This window comes from Roseibium sp. (assembly GCF_965229775.1).
In the GTDB taxonomy this organism is placed as follows: Bacteria; Pseudomonadota; Alphaproteobacteria; order Rhizobiales; family Stappiaceae; genus Roseibium.
Genome location: NZ_OZ245929.1, coordinates 4,025,644 through 4,041,428 on the forward strand (window position 1 = coordinate 4,025,644; position 15,785 = coordinate 4,041,428).

The window sequence follows — 15,785 nt, forward strand, 5'->3', positions numbered from 1 at the left end:
TGAGTTGCCGACGCTGTTAGGCGATTTGCGCAGCATGCCTTTCTGGACTTCTAGCTTAGTCATCAGTCAGAAAAGAAGCCGTGGAACCCTTCATCGGCCCCACGGCTTCAAACCTGTAAAGACGTTTACGTCACTTGCTGGTGTCGACCCGCAACACTATTCCCGGACGATATAGACCGAACATTGAGAATGACGCGCGACCCGTGCCGCGTTCGGGCCGAGGAGAAACTCCTTTAGATGGGGCTTGTGCGCGCCGATGACGATCAGATCGGTGCCGGCTTGCTTCGCCGCCTCCAGGATCTCCTCGTAGATGGAGCCGGCCGCGACGATGTGGCGAATGGATTGGTTCCGCTCGTCACCCAGCACACGGGTGACCATGTCGTTCAGGGCCGATTTGGTTTTCGTGACCAGCTCGCCCTGAAAGTTCTCGTCGAAATAGGAGTTGACCAGCGTCACGCCATAGTTCGGCACGACGGTGATGACGTCCAGCTGGGCTCCGTCGAGACGCGCAAGCTTGTCGCCCGTTTCAAGCACCTGCACATCATCCTCGTGTGAAATGTCGACTGCACACAGCACTGACTTGATGCTCATGCCGGCACTCCTTTCTCGCGGCCAGCGCGCGCGCGCTGGATCAGATAGACCACCACCAGCAGCAACAGGCCGGGGATATAGACAAGTTCCTTGGGCATCTGCTTGACCTCGACTTGTGCCTCCTTGGCAATCACGGGATCGTCGCCGTAGAAGTCGAAATCGCCGAGCTCCTCGAAGTAGGGGGTGCCGGGGAACGGTTCGTCGATCTTCAGGACGCCATCCTCGTCGAGAACGGTTAGGCCAAGCGCTTCAAGCCGTGCTTCTCCCCCGTCCTCCGTGCCGGGATTGACGATGATCGTCTTCTCGGTTGTTTCCCCGGTGTCGAAATCAGGCCCGCTGACGGTCACCCGGATCTCCTGGCCTGCCGGTGCATTGCCGACCGCCTGCACGAACTGCGCCGGCGGGATCTGCTCGAACGGAGGCTGGATGCGGTTCATGAAGAAGTCCGGCCGGAACAGGACGAATGCGATCAGCACCAGGGCAACGCTTTCGTAGATCCGGCTCTTGGTGACGAAGTAGCCCATCGTGCCTGCGGTAAAGACGAGGATCGCGATTGTTGCGACCACGAAAACAAGCGTTCCCTGCAACCATCCGACATCGATCAGCAAAAGATCGGTGTTGAAGATGAACATGAAGGGCAGGGCAACGGTTCTGAGCGAGTAGAAGAAGGCTGTGAATCCCGTGCGTATGGCGTCGCCTCCGGACACGGCCGCCGCGGCGAAGGACGCCAGGCCCACCGGAGGCGTCACGTCCGCCATTATCCCGAAATAGAACACGAACAGGTGCACGGCGATGAGTGGCACGATCAGGCCGGACTGCGCCCCCAGTTCAACCACCACACCGGCCATGAGTGAGGAGACCACGATGTAGTTCGCGGTGGTTGGAAGACCCATGCCGAGGACCAGTGACAGAACGCCCACGAACATCAGCATCAGGACCAGATTGCCGCCCGACACGAACTCGACAAGGTCGGCCATGACCTGCCCGATGCCCGTCAGGGTGACGGTGCCGACGATGATGCCTGCGGTCGCCGTCGCCAGGCCGATGCCGATCATGTTGCGGGCGCCGTCGATCATGCCATGGACAAGATCGTTGACGCCTTCCTTCAGTTCGTTGACGGTTTCGCTTTCCCCTCGGAAAATCGCCTTGATCGGCCGCTGTGTCAGCAGGATCACGAAGAGCAGGGCCGTTGCCCAGAACGCCGAAAGACCGGGCGATTTCTGTTCGATCATCAGGAAGTAGACGAGCACCACGATCGGCAGCAGGTAATAGAGGCCTGCCTTGTAGATCTCGGAGATTTCCGGAAGCGTGATTTCCTTCTCGTTGGGATCGTCCGGATGCAGGTCGTCGACCGTCGCCGCAAGCTTCAGGAGGGCGAGATAGGCGACGAACACCAGCACGGCCAGGATCCAGCTTGCCCCTTCGGGAACGGCCGCGACGATCCAGCCGACCGGGAACTTGACGCCGTAGCAGAGCGCCGCGAACCCGGCAAAGAAGAAGAACATGCCAAGCACCGTGCGCAGCGTTGAGACGGTCTTGTGGCCGATCGTCGGCATGTTCCGTTTCACGGCTTCAAGGTGCACGATATAGACCAGCGCGATGTAGGAAATGACCGCGGGCAGGAAGGCATGCGTGATCACGTCGACATAGGAGATGCCGACATATTCGACCATCAGGAACGCCGCGGCCCCCATGACCGGAGGCATGATCTGGCCGTTCACCGAAGACGCCACCTCGACCGAGCCGGCCTGTTCCGATGAGAAACCGACGCGCTTCATCAGGGGGATCGTGAAGGTACCGGTCGTGACAACGTTTGCGATCGAGGAACCGGAGATCAGGCCGGTTGCGGCGGAACCGACAACGGCGGCCTTGGCGGGGCCGCCCTTGAGGTGCCCGAGTGCGCCGAAGGCCATCTGGATGAAGTAGTTTCCGGCCCCCGCCTTGTCGAGAAGCGCGCCGAACAACACGAACAGAAAGACGAACTTGGTGGAGACGCCAAGGGCGATGCCGAAGACCCCCTCCGAGGTGATCCACATGTGGCTCATCGCCTTTTTCAGCGACGCACCTTTCCAGCGGATGACCTCCGGAACCCATTCGGAGGAACCGAAGAAAACATAGAGCAGAAACACGGTCGCAACCGCCGCCATCGCGGGGCCGAGCGCGCGCCTTGCCGCTTCGAACAGGACGACGATGCCGGCAAGCGCAAACCACTTGTCCATGTCATCGGCGAGGCCGCCGTTATTGACGATTTTCTCGTAGAAGAAAAATCCGTAGAGCGCGATGAACGCACCGAACAGCGCGAGTATCCAGTCCTGTATCGGAATGTAGTGGCGCGGACTGCTCTTGAGCGCGGGATAGGCCATGAAGGCCAGGAACATCGCAAAGGCAAGGTGGAACTGGCGGCTGTTGTTGATCAGATCGCCGGGAAGGATGTAGTAGGCGACCGGGGAGGCAAGAAGAACCTGGAACACGGACCACAAGAACGCGACCCCTGCCAAAAGCAGGCCGACGCTTCCGGCCGGATTGCGCGAGCCGGAATCGGAAGCGGCAACAAGTTCCTGAAGCTCTTCTTCCGACAGACCTCGCCTTGAGTCCTGATTGCTCGGTTGATTCTGATCCGCCATGAAAATCCCCCATCCAACAGCTCGCGACGGAGCTGCGCCCATAAATTCCCGGGTGTTTCGGGCCAGCGGCCCTCAGAAAAACGTGACATGCAATTCGTTTGCGCCCGCGTTTTTTCTGACGTTCTTCGGCGCAAAGAAGTGGGTCCGGAGAGATGATCCCCGGACCCGAAGCGGTTCTGGATTAGTTGATCCAGCCTTGCTCTTTGTAGTACTTGGCAGCACCCGGATGAAGCGGTGCGGACAGTCCGTCGGCAACCATTTCTTCCGGCTTCAGGTTTGCAAATGCGGGATGCAGCTTCTTGAAGGCGTCGAAGTTCTCGAACACCGACTTGACCAGCGTGTAAACCGTGTCGTCGGCAACATCTGCGGACGTGATGAAGGTCGCACCCACACCGAAGGTGTTCGTGTCGCCGTCATTGCCGCGGTACATGCCGCCCGGAATGGTCGCGGTCCGGTAGTAGCTGTTGTCGCCGACAAGCTTGTCGACGGCACCGCCGCCCACGTTCACCAGAACGGAATCACAGGCGGTCGTTGCTTCCTGGATGGAGCCGGAGGGGTGACCGACCGTATAGACCATTGCATCGATCTGGTTGTCGCAGAGAGCTGCGGACTGCTCGGCGGCTTTCAGCTCGGTTGCCTGGGCGAAATCTCCGGTGGTCCAGCCCATTGCTTCCATCAGCACTTCCATGGTGCCGCGCTGACCGGAACCCGGGTTGCCGATGTTCACGCGCTTGCCCTTGAGATCCTCGAAGTTCTTGATGCCGGAATCGGCACGCGCCACGACCGTGAACGGCTCGGGATGAACAGAGAAGACTGCGCGCAGGTTCTCGAACGGACCTTTGTCTTCGAATTTCGAAGTGCCGTTGTAGGCATGGTACTGCCAGTCAGACTGTGCGACACCGAACTCGAGCTCGCCTTCACGAACCGTGTTGATGTTGTACACGGAACCGCCCGTGGATTCGACCGAGCAGCGAATGCCGTGGTCCTTGCGGCCCTTGTTGACGAGACGGCAGATCGCACCACCGGTCGGGTAGTAAACGCCAGTGACGCCACCGGTTCCGATCGTGATGAATTCTTCAGCCGTTGCTGCTCCGGTGAATGCGATGCTGGTCGCCAGAACAGCACCTGCAAGGTTCATTTTCATCATCATTTGACTAGACTTCCCCATTGTTAAAATTCTTAAGTCAAGCGTGGCACACCACCCTAGACATTTTCAATCTCGTCGAGCAAGCGATTATGCTTCTCAACTTCCTGGATCCGTGCCTCGGCATCGGACCCGGCCCGCGCAACCAGCATGCCCGTGATGGTCTCTATCAGGACGAGCGTGGCTGCGTAAGACGAAAAAAAGTGTGGACTTTCAGTTCGTTGAATGAAGTGATAGTCGGCGTATTGCAGGCCTGGAAAGGCGCGGCTGTCGGTCAGAACCACGACCGTTGCACCTTTCCCGGCCGCAATCTTGGCGGCGCGCACGGACCTGTGGGCATAAGGATGCTTGGAGATGATCAGCACCGTATCCTTCCCGTCCAGACCAGCAAGCGTGCTGCCCAGTGTGGTTCCGTTCCGCCCCGCGACCGACCAGCGGTCATCGAACCATTTGGCAAGGTAGGCGAAATAGTCTGAAAAACCGGCCGAGCCGAGGGCGCCGATCAAAACAACCTTGCGCGAACCCGAGAGCTGCTCCACCACCGCCTCGAGTGTCGACGGATCGATATCGGCAATCAGCCCCTGAATGTTGTCGATACAGGCGGATACCTGGCGTGGAAGGAGCGGCTGGTCGGCGTCCGATTGGAGACGGCGCGCCTTCTCCCGGAAGCTCGCTTGTTCGCGCGCCGTCAGTTCTGTGCGCGCCTGTTCCCGCAGGGCTTCATAGTCCGTGTATCCCAGCGCGCGTGCGAGGCGCGTGTAGCTTGCCGGTGAAACACCGCTTGCGGAAGCGATGGACCGCAGGCTTCTGGTGGCGATTTCCACCTGGTTTTCGGCAATATAGTCCGCGGCAACGCGCAATGCGTCGCTCAACTCGGCGTAACTCGCCGAAATCGCTGTCCGGATTTGCTGCTGCGGCCTGGCTCCCATCGGCGCACTGTTTCATTTGTTTTTTGTCTTGTCAAACCCTGAAACAAATGTTTCTTTCCCGGCGTTTTCTTTGCTGCCCGGCGGAGCGGATGCAATGGGTTCGGCTCCGGATACGGACTGTGTTTTCACAAAAAAAACCTTCCGGCAGGGAGTTCTGCCGGAAGGAAAGTTGGCGGATGGGGTCGTTCTGTTTTTCTCTTATTGTCCCTGGCCGAGCGAGTAACCCGGGACACCGTTGAAGGTATAAAGGTTTTCCGTCTTGATGACCTCGACCTCCTTCTGGCTGAGAGCCATGATGAGGTCGGCGATGTCGCCTTGCTTGAGGTGCGCTTCGTCGCATTCGAAGCGGCACCGCCAGTGATCCGTCTTGAAGGTTTCGGGCAGGCCTGCCGGCCAGACCTTCACGCCCCGGTTGGTGATCATGGTCAGTGTGGCGGCACATTGCTGGGTCGCTGCGATCAGCCGGACGGCCAGGTTGTCCGGATCGACCACCGTGTCGCGCACGAAGAGATCCACACCGACAAGTCGCCGTTGCGCCGGAACCGGACGGACGGGCGGCGCGATCGCCGGCGCGGGCCTTTGGCCCTGAAGGGCGGCAGGCTTGAGCCGTTTGGGCAGTTCGCCGATCCTGTCGATGACCGCATCGGCGAATTCGTCCGTTCCGACCTTCATCCGGCTTTGCTCCTTTGAATGAATGTCTGCGGTGTGAATGCCGCTTTCGATCGTTTTCAGCCAGGCGTTTTGGAGCCTCGACGCGGCCTGCTGCTGCCCGAGATGCCCGAGCATCTGCACACCGGCAAGGATCAGCCCCGACGGGTTGGCGATGCCTTTCCCGGCGATGTCCGGTGCCGACCCGTGAATGGCCTCGAACATGGCAAAGCTTTCACCGATATTCGCCGACGGTGCGATCCCGACAGATCCGCTGATTTCTGCGGCGATGTCAGAGATGATGTCTCCGTAGAGGTTCGTCGTGACGATGACGTCGAACAACTCCGGCGACGCGGCGAGCTTGGCGGCCCCGATATCGACGATCCAGTGATCCGCAGCGATTTCAGGGTATTCTGCCGATATCTTCAGGAACATCTTGTGAAACAGACCATCCGTCAGTTTCATGATGTTGTCCTTGGAAAAACAGGACACTTTTCTGCGTCCGTTCGACCGCGCATATTCGAAGGCCTGCCGTATAATCCGCTCCGTGCCCGGGATCGAGACAAGTTTGAGGCACTGGAACACCTCGTCTGTCTGGCGGTGCTCGATGCCGGCGTAGAGATCTTCCTCGTTCTCCCTGAAGATCACGACGTCCATGCCCGGATGGTTCGACGCGACGAAGGGCGTGAGGGCGGCGCAGGGGCGGATGTTGGCGAACAGGCCGAGCGTCTTCCTGATGGTCACGTTCAGCGACTTGTAGCCGCCGCCCTGGGGCGTGGTGATCGGGCCCTTGAACAGGACACCGGCGGACCGCAAGGTGCTCCAGCTGTCCGGCAGGATCCCGGATGTGTGGCCGGCCTCATAGACCTTTTCGCCGAGCATGACTTCATGAATGTCCAGGTCCGCGCCCGCGGCGTGCATGCATCGCAGGGCGGCGCGCATGATTTCCGGACCGATACCGTCACCATAGGCAACGGCGACCTGCGCCGTTTCAGCGGGTGCTATGGAATAGGCGGCCTGCGCGCTGTGAACGTTCATGTCTGTCTCCTGACGTTTGAAAACTGTGTGCGCGCCACATGTAGGGGCTGCAAATGAATTGCAGAAATTAATAATCTTGAGTATTTGGATTTGAAAAACTCATGAATGGATTGCCATGGACACGATTGATCCGGCCTTGCTGAAGGCCTTTGTTCTGACGAGCCGCACCGGGAGTTTCACGAAGGCGGCGGAAAGCCTCTTCCGCAGTCAATCGGCGGTCTCCCTGCAGATCCGAAAGCTTGAAGACCTGCTGGGCGAGCGGCTCCTGCGCCGCAGCGCCCGCAATGTGGTGCTGACACCGGCGGGAACCCGGTTTCTCGACTATGCGCAGCGGATCCTGGAGCTGAACAACGAAGCGCTGTCTGCATTTCGGGCGCACGAGGTCACCGGCCTGGTGCGTCTGGGAACGCCCGAGGACATCGCGACCACCTACCTGCCCAGGGTGCTGGCGGACTATGCCGAGGCCCATCCGGGGGCCAGTCTCGAAGTGACGTGCGACCTAACGCTCAATCTCCTGGAGCAGTTCCGTGCCGGACTGCTGGATGTCGTGCTCTTGAAACGCGAACCGGCTGCCGCCATCGGCGGTCAACGCGTTTGGAGCGAGCCCCTGTTGTGGGTCTCGGCGGATCCGGCGCTCCTGAAGCCCGGGGAGGGCATGCCCCTAGCGGTCAGTCCGGAGCCCTGCGTCTACCGCAAACGCGCCTTTGAGGCGCTGCGCAAGGAAGGGTTCGAACCGCGCGCGGCCTATGTCTGCAGCTCGCTTGCCGGCACGCTTGCCGCCGTGCGCGCGGGTCTGGGCGTCGCCGTCCTGCCGAGCCACATGGCGCCGGAAGATCTTGAAACGGACAACGGGCTGAAAATGCCGTCTTTGGAAAACACCGAGATCCTGCTCGCGACCGCGTCCGATGCGGGGCTTGCCGCAAGACGCCTCGCGAACGTCCTGGAAGCCGCGTTCGAGGCGGAAGCGAGCAGGGATCTGGAACGGGCGATGGGAACTACTGCGCCTGAAGCGTCAGGACGCTGAACAGCCCGTCCGGGTCCGTGTCGGTATCAAGCACCCGCCAGCCGCTCCGGCTGGCGATCTCCGCGAATGCCTTGTCGTCGTACTTGTGCGAGTTTTCCGTATGAATGGTCTCGCCGCTGGCAAAGCGGATCTCCGTGTCACCGATCCGGACGGTCTGGTCCGCCAGGCTTTCCAGGTGCATTTCGATACGGCTTTCCTCCGCGTTCCAAAGTGCCCTGTGCCCGAACCGGGACAGATCGAAGTCGGCACCGAGCGACCGGTTGATCCGCTGCAGGAGATTGAGGTTGAAAGCCGCCGTGACGCCCGCCGGATCGTCATAGGCCTCGACCAGCACCGCTTCGTCCTTCGGCCTGTCGACGCCGATGATCATGTGCGCTTCGGGCATGGCGTCCCGGATGCTTTTCAGGAGAACGACCGCTTCGCTCTTTTCGAAGTTGCCGATGGTGGAACCGGGAAAGAACACCAGAACCGGCAGTTCGGGCAGAAGCGGCAGCTTCCCCAGCGGCTGGGTGAAATCCGCTGCAATCGGGATCACCGCCAGGGACGGGTAGGCGCGCCGGACCCTGCCGGCGGCCTCCTTCAGGTGATTGGCGGAGATGTCGATCGGCATGTAGACCGACAGGTCCGGGAAGGCCCCGAGCAGCAGATTGGTCTTTCGGCTCGATCCGCTGCCGAGCTCCACCATCGCGCCGCGCGCACCCGGCAGCCTTGCAAAATCGCGAAGCTTGGCCTCCAGAATGCCCAGTTCCGTGCGTGTCGGGTAATAGGCATCCAGCTCCGTGATGGCCTCGAAAAGATGCGACCCGACATCATCGTAGAGCCACTTGCTGCTGATGGCTTTGCGTTCGGCGCTTAGGCCCTGAAGAATCTCCGACCGGAAATCCGTGTCCTGCTCTGCGGGAGGTACGTGTTTGGTCATTGATCTGCCGCCAGTCTCAGTCCCAGCATCTGCCAACGCTGGTGGGGATAGAAGAAGGTTCGATAAGAAGAACGCATTTGAAGCCTGGGGGTTGCACAGGAGCCGCCGCGCAGAACCATCTGGTTGACCATGAACTTGCCGTTGTATTCACCGATCGCGCCTTCCGGTGGACGAAAACCCGGATAGGGAGAGAATGCGCTGCTGGTCCATTGCCAGACATCGCCCCACAGCCCGGCTTCACGTCCGAGCGGCATGAAGGCACCGCTTTCCAGGAAGTTGCCGGCAATGTCGGTATGCTGGGCTGCCGCTTCCCACTCCGCTTCCGTCGGCAGACGGTATCCGGCCCACCGGGCGAAGGCATCGGCTTCGTAGTAGCTGACGTGAACGACGGGTGCCGCAAGGTCGACCGGACGCGGTCCCTGCAGCGTGTAGGTCCACCACTGGCCGTCCTGCTTCCACCAGTATAGCGGAGAGTCCCAGCCGTTCTGTTCGCGCACGGCCCAGCCTTCCATCAGCCAGAGCGGCTGTTTCCCGTAGCCGCCATCATCCATGAAGGCGATCCACTCGGCATTGGTCACCGGGCGGTCCGCAAGCCGGTAAGGTTCCAGCCAGACCCGGTGCCGGGGGCCTTCGCAGTCATAGGCGAACCCGCTGCCATCGTGCCCGATTTCCAGGAGACCGCCCTCGTGACGTGTCCAGCTCCGGTCCGGAACGCGCTCGACAGCTTCCGGCTGTGGCGGTGTGTAGGCGGGCAGGAGAGGGTTGTGGGACAGCGCGTGCAGGAGATCCGTGACCAGGAGTTCCTGATGCTGCATCTCGTGGTGGCAGCCGAGCGTGATCAGCGCATCCAGCTGCTCCGGTTCCAGCGCGAACTTGTCGTAGATCATGCCTTCGCGCAGCGCGTCTTCCACATGGGCCCTGTAGGAGGTGACTTCCGTCACGCTCGGCCGCGACAGAAGTCCGCGTTTGGAACGGGTATGGCGCGGGCCGGCCTGGACATAGTAGGAATTGAACAGAACGGCGAACCGCTCGTCCCGCGGCTTGTAGCCGGGCAGATGGGGCTTGAGGATGAATTCCTCGAAAAACCAGGTCGTATGCGCCAGGTGCCACTTCGGCGGGCTGGCGTCTTCCATGGATTGAAGCCCCATGTCTTCGTCGCTGAGAGGGGCGGTCAGGCTTTCGGTCTGTGTCCTTGTGTCGTAGAAAAAATCCAATAGATCTGTGTCGGAAGACGGGTCGTTCCGTTCATCCAGGTAAGTCATATCTGTCCCTCCACATGGGCATCGGCGTGATTGCCTTCCGCCAGCCCTGTGACTGCCACCAAGCGCTGTGAACGTAGGCATCGAGGGAGGGATTCCAACGGGGCAAAACGCACCGCACCGGTGCAAAAATGCGCATTGCTGACACGCGTACCCTGTGTGTTGACGAAAAACATCAGTGTTCCGGAATTCATCGCAATTGGCACCACTTTTGATTTAATTCAGCAAGCCGTTGAAATCAGACGCGAAAAAGCGGGGTTGCGTCTGGTTGCTCGCTGTTGTCGATGCCGCGGAAGGTAACGGACCCTTCCTGACAGCTGTCTGTCAGGATTGTTTGACAGCAGGCTTCACAAACGTGTGAGCGGGTGCGGATGCCAACCTTGGGCTGTGTGGCCGGTCCTCCGCGTTTGCGGCCCAATCCCGTTTCCATCTCCGCAAATTCGGGAATTGACGTTATGGGACATTTGTCCTAATCAGAATTAGGTCAGTTGTCCTAATTGCCGTTTGAACCCGTCTGGAGGATTGGGAACACATGAAATCGAGTACAACGAGTCGGCAGATCATCGATGCGGCGGATGAGCTGTTCTACGCGCAGGGGTTCGGGGAAACCTCGTTCGCCGACATTGCCGAAGCAGTCGGCATCTCGCGCGGAAACTTCTACTACCATTTCAGGACCAAGGACGAGATCCTCGACGCGGTCATCGCAAAGCGCCTGTCCGACCGGGAAAAGATGCTTCGCGACTGGGACGAGATGTCCGCGGACCCGGCCCGCCGGATTGCCTGCTTCGTCCGCATCCAGATCGTGAACCAGACCAGGATCTTCGCTTACGGCTGCCCGGTCGGGACGCTGACGGCGGAACTCGTCAAGCTGGACCACGCCGCGAAGGACAAGGCGAACCGGATCCTGGCGCTGTTCCGCGACTGGCTGACCCGGCAGTTTGACGCGCTTGGCGACGCCGCGGACGCCGAGGCGCATGCACTTCACGTGCTCGGCTGGAGCCAGGGTGTCGCGACGCTCGCGCAATCCTTCAAGGACGAAGCCTATGTCGCGCGGGAAGTCGATCAGATCCTCGCCTGGGTCGACCGGGTTGCGCGGCAAACAGGTCCTGCGAACCGTCAGGCGGATGCCTGACGTTCCTTCAACCAAGTCCAAAGGAGACTGAGATGTTTGTGATTACGCTGAAATTTTCGGACAACAAGGCCCGGGCGGGCGAACTGATGGACGGACACAAGGCCTGGATCAAGAGCGGCTTCGATCAGGGGCTCTTCCTGATGGTCGGCAGCCTCCAGCCGAACAGGGGCGGTGGCATCATCGCCCACAACACGAGCCTGGAAGACCTGGAAGCCTTCGTCGGCAAGGACCCGTTTGTCGTGCAAGGCGTCGTCAGCGCCGAGATCCTCGAAATCACCCCGGCACGGCTGGACGAACGCCTGGAGTTCCTGGCGGCGTAAGCGACGCGCACGGCGTGCAGCGCGGCACCAAATCCTCATCCTGAGGACGTGCACAAGCGCTGTCTCGAAGGATAGCCGCGCCTTCCGAATTTGCCGCCCATCCTTTGAGACAGGCCTTCGGCCCTCCTCAGAGTCTGACTCGAAATTCATTCTTGAGCCTTTGCCAAGCGCCTGATGATGAGTTCGATGCTAGCGATGTACAGCCAAGCGGTCTGTGTTTCTTGTTTGACTTCAAAGTCCTTTGCAAGACGCCGCCGTCGCCCAAACCAGGCAAATGTTCTCTCAATGACCCATCGTCTTGGCAGAAGCGCGAATCCTTTCACCCCGGTTGGCCGTTCGACGATCTCAATCGTCCACGGTCCACAATCCTCGATCTTTTTCAATAGCTTCGGCCCTCGGTAGACCCGATCGGCGAAGATATGAGCAAGGTTGGGATAGGTCTGCCGCAGGCTGCGTAGCAATGGCACCGCTCCGTGGACGTCCTGGACGTTGGCGGGATGAACCAGAACGTCCAAAAGAAGCCCGTCCGTATCAGTGACAATGTGGCGCTTGCGACCTTTGATGCGTTTGAATGGATCAAGTCCCCGAGGACCGCCGACTTGGATTGTTGCGACGCTCTGACTGTCAATGACACCGGCGGTCGGAGTAGCATTGCGCGCTTGTGATTGGCGATGCCGCTCAACCAGCCGCCGGTTCAGCGCTGGCCATAACGCATTGTCACGCCACGCATAAAAGTATCTCTGCACTGTGGAACGTGGTGGGAAGTCGGCAGGCAGAAACCGCCAGGGACAGCCTGTGCGCAGCAGATAGAGAATGGCATTGACGACTTCCCGCAGCGACGTGGTGCGCGGACGACCTCGATCTCGTCGGGCTGGCAGATGGGGACAGATGAACCTCCATTCTTCGTCCGTGAGATCACTTGCGTAACGCAAGCTGCGACGGTCATAGTTGGCGCGGGTGGTCTCGGTCCACATGGCGAAGCTCCGTTCTGTTAGCGCAAAAACGGAATCACATGCGACCGGGATCACTCAACTAATTTCGGGCCAGTCTCTCAGGATGAGGTTGAAGATAGGCGCGGCCTCGTATGGCACCAAGGGCGTCCAGTTAAAGTTCAGGAAATCTTTCCCCAATTTGTCGTCCCGGTTTGCCGCGTCAGCGGCAAGACCGGGAACCAGTACTCCAAGTGGCCGGAGGTTGTGGGAAGAAGGAGAAACAGGTGGGTACTGGGTTCCGGCCTTCCGCTTCGCTTCAGCCGGAATGACAAGTTCATTGACTGCGGTCCGCCTCACGAGATCAATTCCGAGCCAAGCCGAACAGCCATGGAGCTGATCTGGCAATCCATGCCGTTGCCTTTCGGCGAGGCAGGGCTGCAAGACCGGAAATGGAACGGCGTGGATGCCATGGTCAAGCCATGGCATGACCTTGAAGCGAGAGGTTCGTATCGGGTTGCTCCCTCCTGCGTCACCCCGGGCGAGCGACGTGAGGCCTGGGGCCGGGGAGCCCGGGCGCAGGTGATGGCCACCGCGAGACCCGACAGGTCCTTGCCTCCCCGGTCCCGGATCTTCGCTGCGCTCCGTCCGGGATGACGGCCGAAAGAGAGAGCGCTGTCTCAAGGGGCAGGACGGTGTATTGACCACAACCGTCTCAGCCGTCATTGCCAGACTTGATCTGGCAATCCATGCCGTAGCCTTTCGGCGAGGCAGGGCTGCAAGACCGGAAACGGAACGGCATGGATGCCATGGTCAAGCCCACTGCTGTCCGGTTTAGAAGGTACTGTCGAACTTATGTCGTTGAGAATGCGGCATAGTTCTGTGCGGCGCCAAATCGGGATACGGAATTGTTCCCCCGATTTGTCGTCCCGGTTTGCCGTGAAAACGGCAAGACCGGGACCCAGTACCCGTTGCGGCCGGAGACTGCAACAAGACGGAAAATCCGGTGGTTACTGGGTTCCGGCCTTCCGCTTCGCTTCAGCCGGAATGACAAGTTCATTATCTGCGGAGCGCCTCGCGAGATCCAAGTTGGGTTAAACCGGACAGCAGTGGGTCAAGCCATGGCGTGACCTTGAAGCGAGAGGTTCGTATCGGGTTGCACCCTCCTGCGTCACCCCGGGCGAACGACGTGAGACCCGGGGCCGGGGAGCCCGGGCGCAGGTGATGGCCACCGCGAGACCCGACATGTCCTTGCCTCCCCGGTCCCGGATCTTCGCTGCGCTCCGTCCGGGATGACTGATAAATCTTGACACCGTCATCCTGAGGAAGCGCGTCAGCGCTGTCTCGAAGGATGGGCCTAACTCTTCCAGACGGGCCATCGACCCTCCTCAGGATGAGGTGCGGACAAAAGAAAGGCGCCCTGTTGGGCGCCTTTCAGATCGTTCGGAGCATCCCGCTTACTGAACGCGCGGGAACAGGGACTCGATCTCGCCGAGCTGCCCGTTGCCTTCAAGCCTGTCGAGGACCGGGGTCCAGGGGCGGGGGGCTTCGGGGGCATTCAGCATGGCGAGCGCCTTGTCGGCGGAGCCCGGGATGACCTGCTGGAGGGCCTCCATGATCACGCGCAGGCAGTCAAGGGTCACGTAGATCACTGTCTGGCAGCGCTCGCGGGTCTCTTCGCTCTTGAACAGCGTCCACGGTGCCTGCTTGTCGATATATTCGTTCATCTCCTCGGCCAGCGTCACGATCGCCTGCGCGCGCGCCGGAATGTCCTGAAGATCGATCCAGCGGCTGAAGCCGGAAGCCGCCTCGACGACAGACTTGCGCAGCGCCTCGTCGTCCGCCGTAAGGGGGCCGGGAGCAGGGACCTTGCCATCGAAGTTCTTGTTGGAGAACTTGGCGACGCGTGACAGCAGGTTGCCGATCTTGTTGCCCAGTTCGCTGTTGTAGGTCTGGGTGATCAGCTCGACCGAGATCTGGCTGTCGCTGTCCGCGCGCATGTGCCGCGCCAGATACCAGCGAAGGGCATCGACGCCGAGCTTCTCGACAACCTCGATCGGGTCGACGACATTGCCGATCGACTTCGACATCTTGACCCCGCCGGCACCGACCCAGTGGCTGTGCACCGAGAGTTTCTTGGGCAGCGGCAGGCCGGCGGCCATCAGCATGATCGGCCAGTAGACGCCGTGCGGCTTGAGGATGTCCTTGCCGATCAGGTGCTCGCACTCCGCCCACCAGCCCTCATAGCCGTCTTCCGGCCAGTCGATGTTGGTCAGGTAGTTGGTCAGTGCGTCGAACCAGACATAGGTGACGAAGTCCGGGTCGAACGGCAGATCGACACCGAGGGTGACGCGCGATTTCGGCCGGGAGATACAAAGGTCTTCCAGCGGTTCGGCGAGCATCTGCTTCAGCTCGTTGCGGAACGCCTCGGGCTGAACGAAATCCGGGTTGTCGGCAATGTGCTGCAAGAGCCGTTCGCGGAAGGGCTCCATCTTCAGGAAGTAGTTGGTCTCTTCCGTCTGTTCGACCTGCATGGTCGGATGCAGCGGGCACTGGCCGTCTTCGGTCAGGTCCGATTCCTTCTTGAACTCCTCGCAGCCCTTGCAGTAGGTGCCGGTATAGTTCTTCTTGACGATCAGATCCTTGTCGAAAATCGTCTGTTCCATCCCGGCGACGGCCTGCTTGTGGCCCTCGCGGCTGGTGCGCACGAAATAGTCGTAGGAAATGCCGACAAGATCGAAGACGCTCCGGAATTCCTTGCCGCGCATGTCGAGAAAGTCCTGGTAGCCCATGTCGAGTTCGGCAGCGGCTTCCTGGTTCTTCTGGCCATGCTCGTCGACACCGGTGGACAGCATCACGTCGCACCCCAGCGCCTGGCGGTTGCGCTTCAGGATATCGGCCATCACGGAGGTGAAGGCGTGTCCGATATGCGGAGAACCGTTGACGTAGTAGATCGGGGTCGTGATGTAGCTTTTCATCCAAACGCTTTCGAAGTTCCGGGGCGAATCTGGCGCACTCGGTTGAATGCAAGCCATGCGCCCATTGACGCGGTCCCGAACCTGGGACCGCAGCTATATTTCACACTCAAGGGATCAAGGAAACCCCCGGGCCGGGTTTCCGACATCAATGTGGGGTTTCTGGATCGAAACACAATGTTCCGGCCATGCCTGCCTTGCCTGTCAATCGAGAAAGGTGATGCGACGCCGATCGCTGATCCGGAGTGACGCC

At 60.3% G+C, this 15,785-nt stretch carries 12 protein-coding genes; 3 read left to right on the forward strand and 9 right to left on the reverse strand.

Going from position 1 to position 15,785, the window contains the following annotated elements:
- Positions 1–156: 156 nt before the first annotated feature.
- The 5 genes from ACO07N_RS18170 to ACO07N_RS18190 form a co-directional block, all read right to left on the reverse strand.
- Positions 157–591, reverse strand: a complete 435-nt coding sequence (locus tag ACO07N_RS18170; protein ID WP_421982377.1) for a universal stress protein — start codon at positions 589–591, stop codon at positions 157–159.
- The gene (locus tag ACO07N_RS18175; RefSeq protein ID WP_421982378.1) at positions 588–3,215 is read right to left on the reverse strand and encodes a TRAP transporter permease; all 2,628 of its coding nucleotides are present in this window, start codon (positions 3,213–3,215) and stop codon (positions 588–590) included. Before ACO07N_RS18175 ends, ACO07N_RS18170 begins: the two co-directional genes overlap by 4 nt.
- 181 nt (positions 3,216–3,396) lie before the next feature.
- Positions 3,397–4,365, reverse strand: a complete 969-nt coding sequence (locus tag ACO07N_RS18180) for a TAXI family TRAP transporter solute-binding subunit (RefSeq protein WP_421982379.1) — start codon at positions 4,363–4,365, stop codon at positions 3,397–3,399.
- Between the two features lie 53 nt (positions 4,366–4,418).
- Entirely contained in the window at positions 4,419–5,288 is an 870-nt protein-coding gene (locus tag ACO07N_RS18185; protein ID WP_421982380.1) for a MurR/RpiR family transcriptional regulator, read from the reverse strand.
- Between the two features lie 198 nt (positions 5,289–5,486).
- The gene (locus ACO07N_RS18190; protein WP_421982381.1) at positions 5,487–6,974 is read right to left on the reverse strand and encodes an NADP-dependent isocitrate dehydrogenase; all 1,488 of its coding nucleotides are present in this window, start codon (positions 6,972–6,974) and stop codon (positions 5,487–5,489) included.
- A gap of 115 nt (positions 6,975–7,089) precedes the next feature.
- Here ACO07N_RS18190 and ACO07N_RS18195 point away from each other — a divergent pair, with 115 nt between their 5' ends.
- Positions 7,090–7,998 (forward strand): LysR family transcriptional regulator, encoded by a 909-nt coding sequence (locus ACO07N_RS18195; RefSeq protein ID WP_421982382.1) that lies wholly within the window; start codon positions 7,090–7,092, stop codon positions 7,996–7,998.
- Here the strand turns inward: ACO07N_RS18195 and egtD are convergent.
- Together egtD and egtB are read right to left on the reverse strand one after the other, a co-directional pair.
- Positions 7,970–8,917 carry an L-histidine N(alpha)-methyltransferase gene (gene egtD, locus ACO07N_RS18200; protein ID WP_421982383.1) on the reverse strand — a complete coding sequence of 316 codons (948 nt, stop codon included), beginning with the start codon at positions 8,915–8,917 and terminating at the stop codon, positions 7,970–7,972. The genes ACO07N_RS18195 and egtD overlap by 29 nt on opposite strands.
- Positions 8,914–10,179 carry an ergothioneine biosynthesis protein EgtB gene (egtB, locus tag ACO07N_RS18205; RefSeq protein WP_421982384.1) on the reverse strand — a complete coding sequence of 422 codons (1,266 nt, stop codon included), beginning with the start codon at positions 10,177–10,179 and terminating at the stop codon, positions 8,914–8,916. Before egtB ends, egtD begins: the two co-directional genes overlap by 4 nt.
- A gap of 529 nt (positions 10,180–10,708) precedes the next feature.
- Here egtB and ACO07N_RS18210 point away from each other — a divergent pair.
- Together ACO07N_RS18210 and ACO07N_RS18215 are read left to right on the forward strand one after the other, a co-directional pair.
- Positions 10,709–11,308: a TetR/AcrR family transcriptional regulator gene (locus ACO07N_RS18210; RefSeq protein ID WP_421982385.1), complete on the forward strand. Its 600-nt coding sequence runs from the start codon at positions 10,709–10,711 to the stop codon at positions 11,306–11,308.
- A 32-nt stretch (positions 11,309–11,340) separates the two neighbouring features.
- Positions 11,341–11,628 carry a YciI family protein gene (locus ACO07N_RS18215; RefSeq protein WP_421982386.1) on the forward strand — a complete coding sequence of 96 codons (288 nt, stop codon included), beginning with the start codon at positions 11,341–11,343 and terminating at the stop codon, positions 11,626–11,628.
- Between the two features lie 146 nt (positions 11,629–11,774).
- Here ACO07N_RS18215 and ACO07N_RS18220 read toward each other — a convergent pair whose 3' ends face one another.
- On the reverse strand, positions 11,775–12,602 hold the full coding sequence (locus tag ACO07N_RS18220) for an IS5 family transposase (RefSeq protein WP_421979445.1): 828 nt from the start codon (positions 12,600–12,602) through the stop codon (positions 11,775–11,777).
- Between the two features lie 1,412 nt (positions 12,603–14,014).
- Entirely contained in the window at positions 14,015–15,535 is a 1,521-nt protein-coding gene (gene metG / locus ACO07N_RS18225) for a methionine--tRNA ligase (RefSeq protein ID WP_421982387.1), read from the reverse strand.
- Positions 15,536–15,785: the final 250 nt, after the last annotated feature.

Excerpts from the sequence above, each read along its gene's own strand:
- ACO07N_RS18185 (WP_421982380.1), bottom strand. The coding sequence starts at position 5,288 with ATGGGAGCCAGGCCGCAGCAGCAAATCCGGACAGCGATTTCGGCGAGT.
- ACO07N_RS18180 (WP_421982379.1), bottom strand. The coding sequence starts at position 4,365 with ATGATGATGAAAATGAACCTTGCAGGTGCTGTTCTGGCGACCAGCATC.
- ACO07N_RS18190 (WP_421982381.1), bottom strand. The coding sequence starts at position 6,974 with ATGAACGTTCACAGCGCGCAGGCCGCCTATTCCATAGCACCCGCTGAA.
- ACO07N_RS18175 (WP_421982378.1), bottom strand. The coding sequence starts at position 3,215 with ATGGCGGATCAGAATCAACCGAGCAATCAGGACTCAAGGCGAGGTCTG.
- ACO07N_RS18195 (WP_421982382.1), top strand. The coding sequence starts at position 7,090 with ATGGACACGATTGATCCGGCCTTGCTGAAGGCCTTTGTTCTGACGAGC.
- ACO07N_RS18215 (WP_421982386.1), top strand. The coding sequence starts at position 11,341 with ATGTTTGTGATTACGCTGAAATTTTCGGACAACAAGGCCCGGGCGGGC.
- ACO07N_RS18170 (WP_421982377.1), bottom strand. The coding sequence starts at position 591 with ATGAGCATCAAGTCAGTGCTGTGTGCAGTCGACATTTCACACGAGGAT.
- ACO07N_RS18220 (WP_421979445.1), bottom strand. The coding sequence starts at position 12,602 with ATGTGGACCGAGACCACCCGCGCCAACTATGACCGTCGCAGCTTGCGT.
- egtD (WP_421982383.1), bottom strand. The coding sequence starts at position 8,917 with ATGACCAAACACGTACCTCCCGCAGAGCAGGACACGGATTTCCGGTCG.
- ACO07N_RS18210 (WP_421982385.1), top strand. The coding sequence starts at position 10,709 with ATGAAATCGAGTACAACGAGTCGGCAGATCATCGATGCGGCGGATGAG.
- egtB (WP_421982384.1), bottom strand. The coding sequence starts at position 10,179 with ATGACTTACCTGGATGAACGGAACGACCCGTCTTCCGACACAGATCTA.
- metG (WP_421982387.1), bottom strand. The coding sequence starts at position 15,535 with ATGAAAAGCTACATCACGACCCCGATCTACTACGTCAACGGTTCTCCG.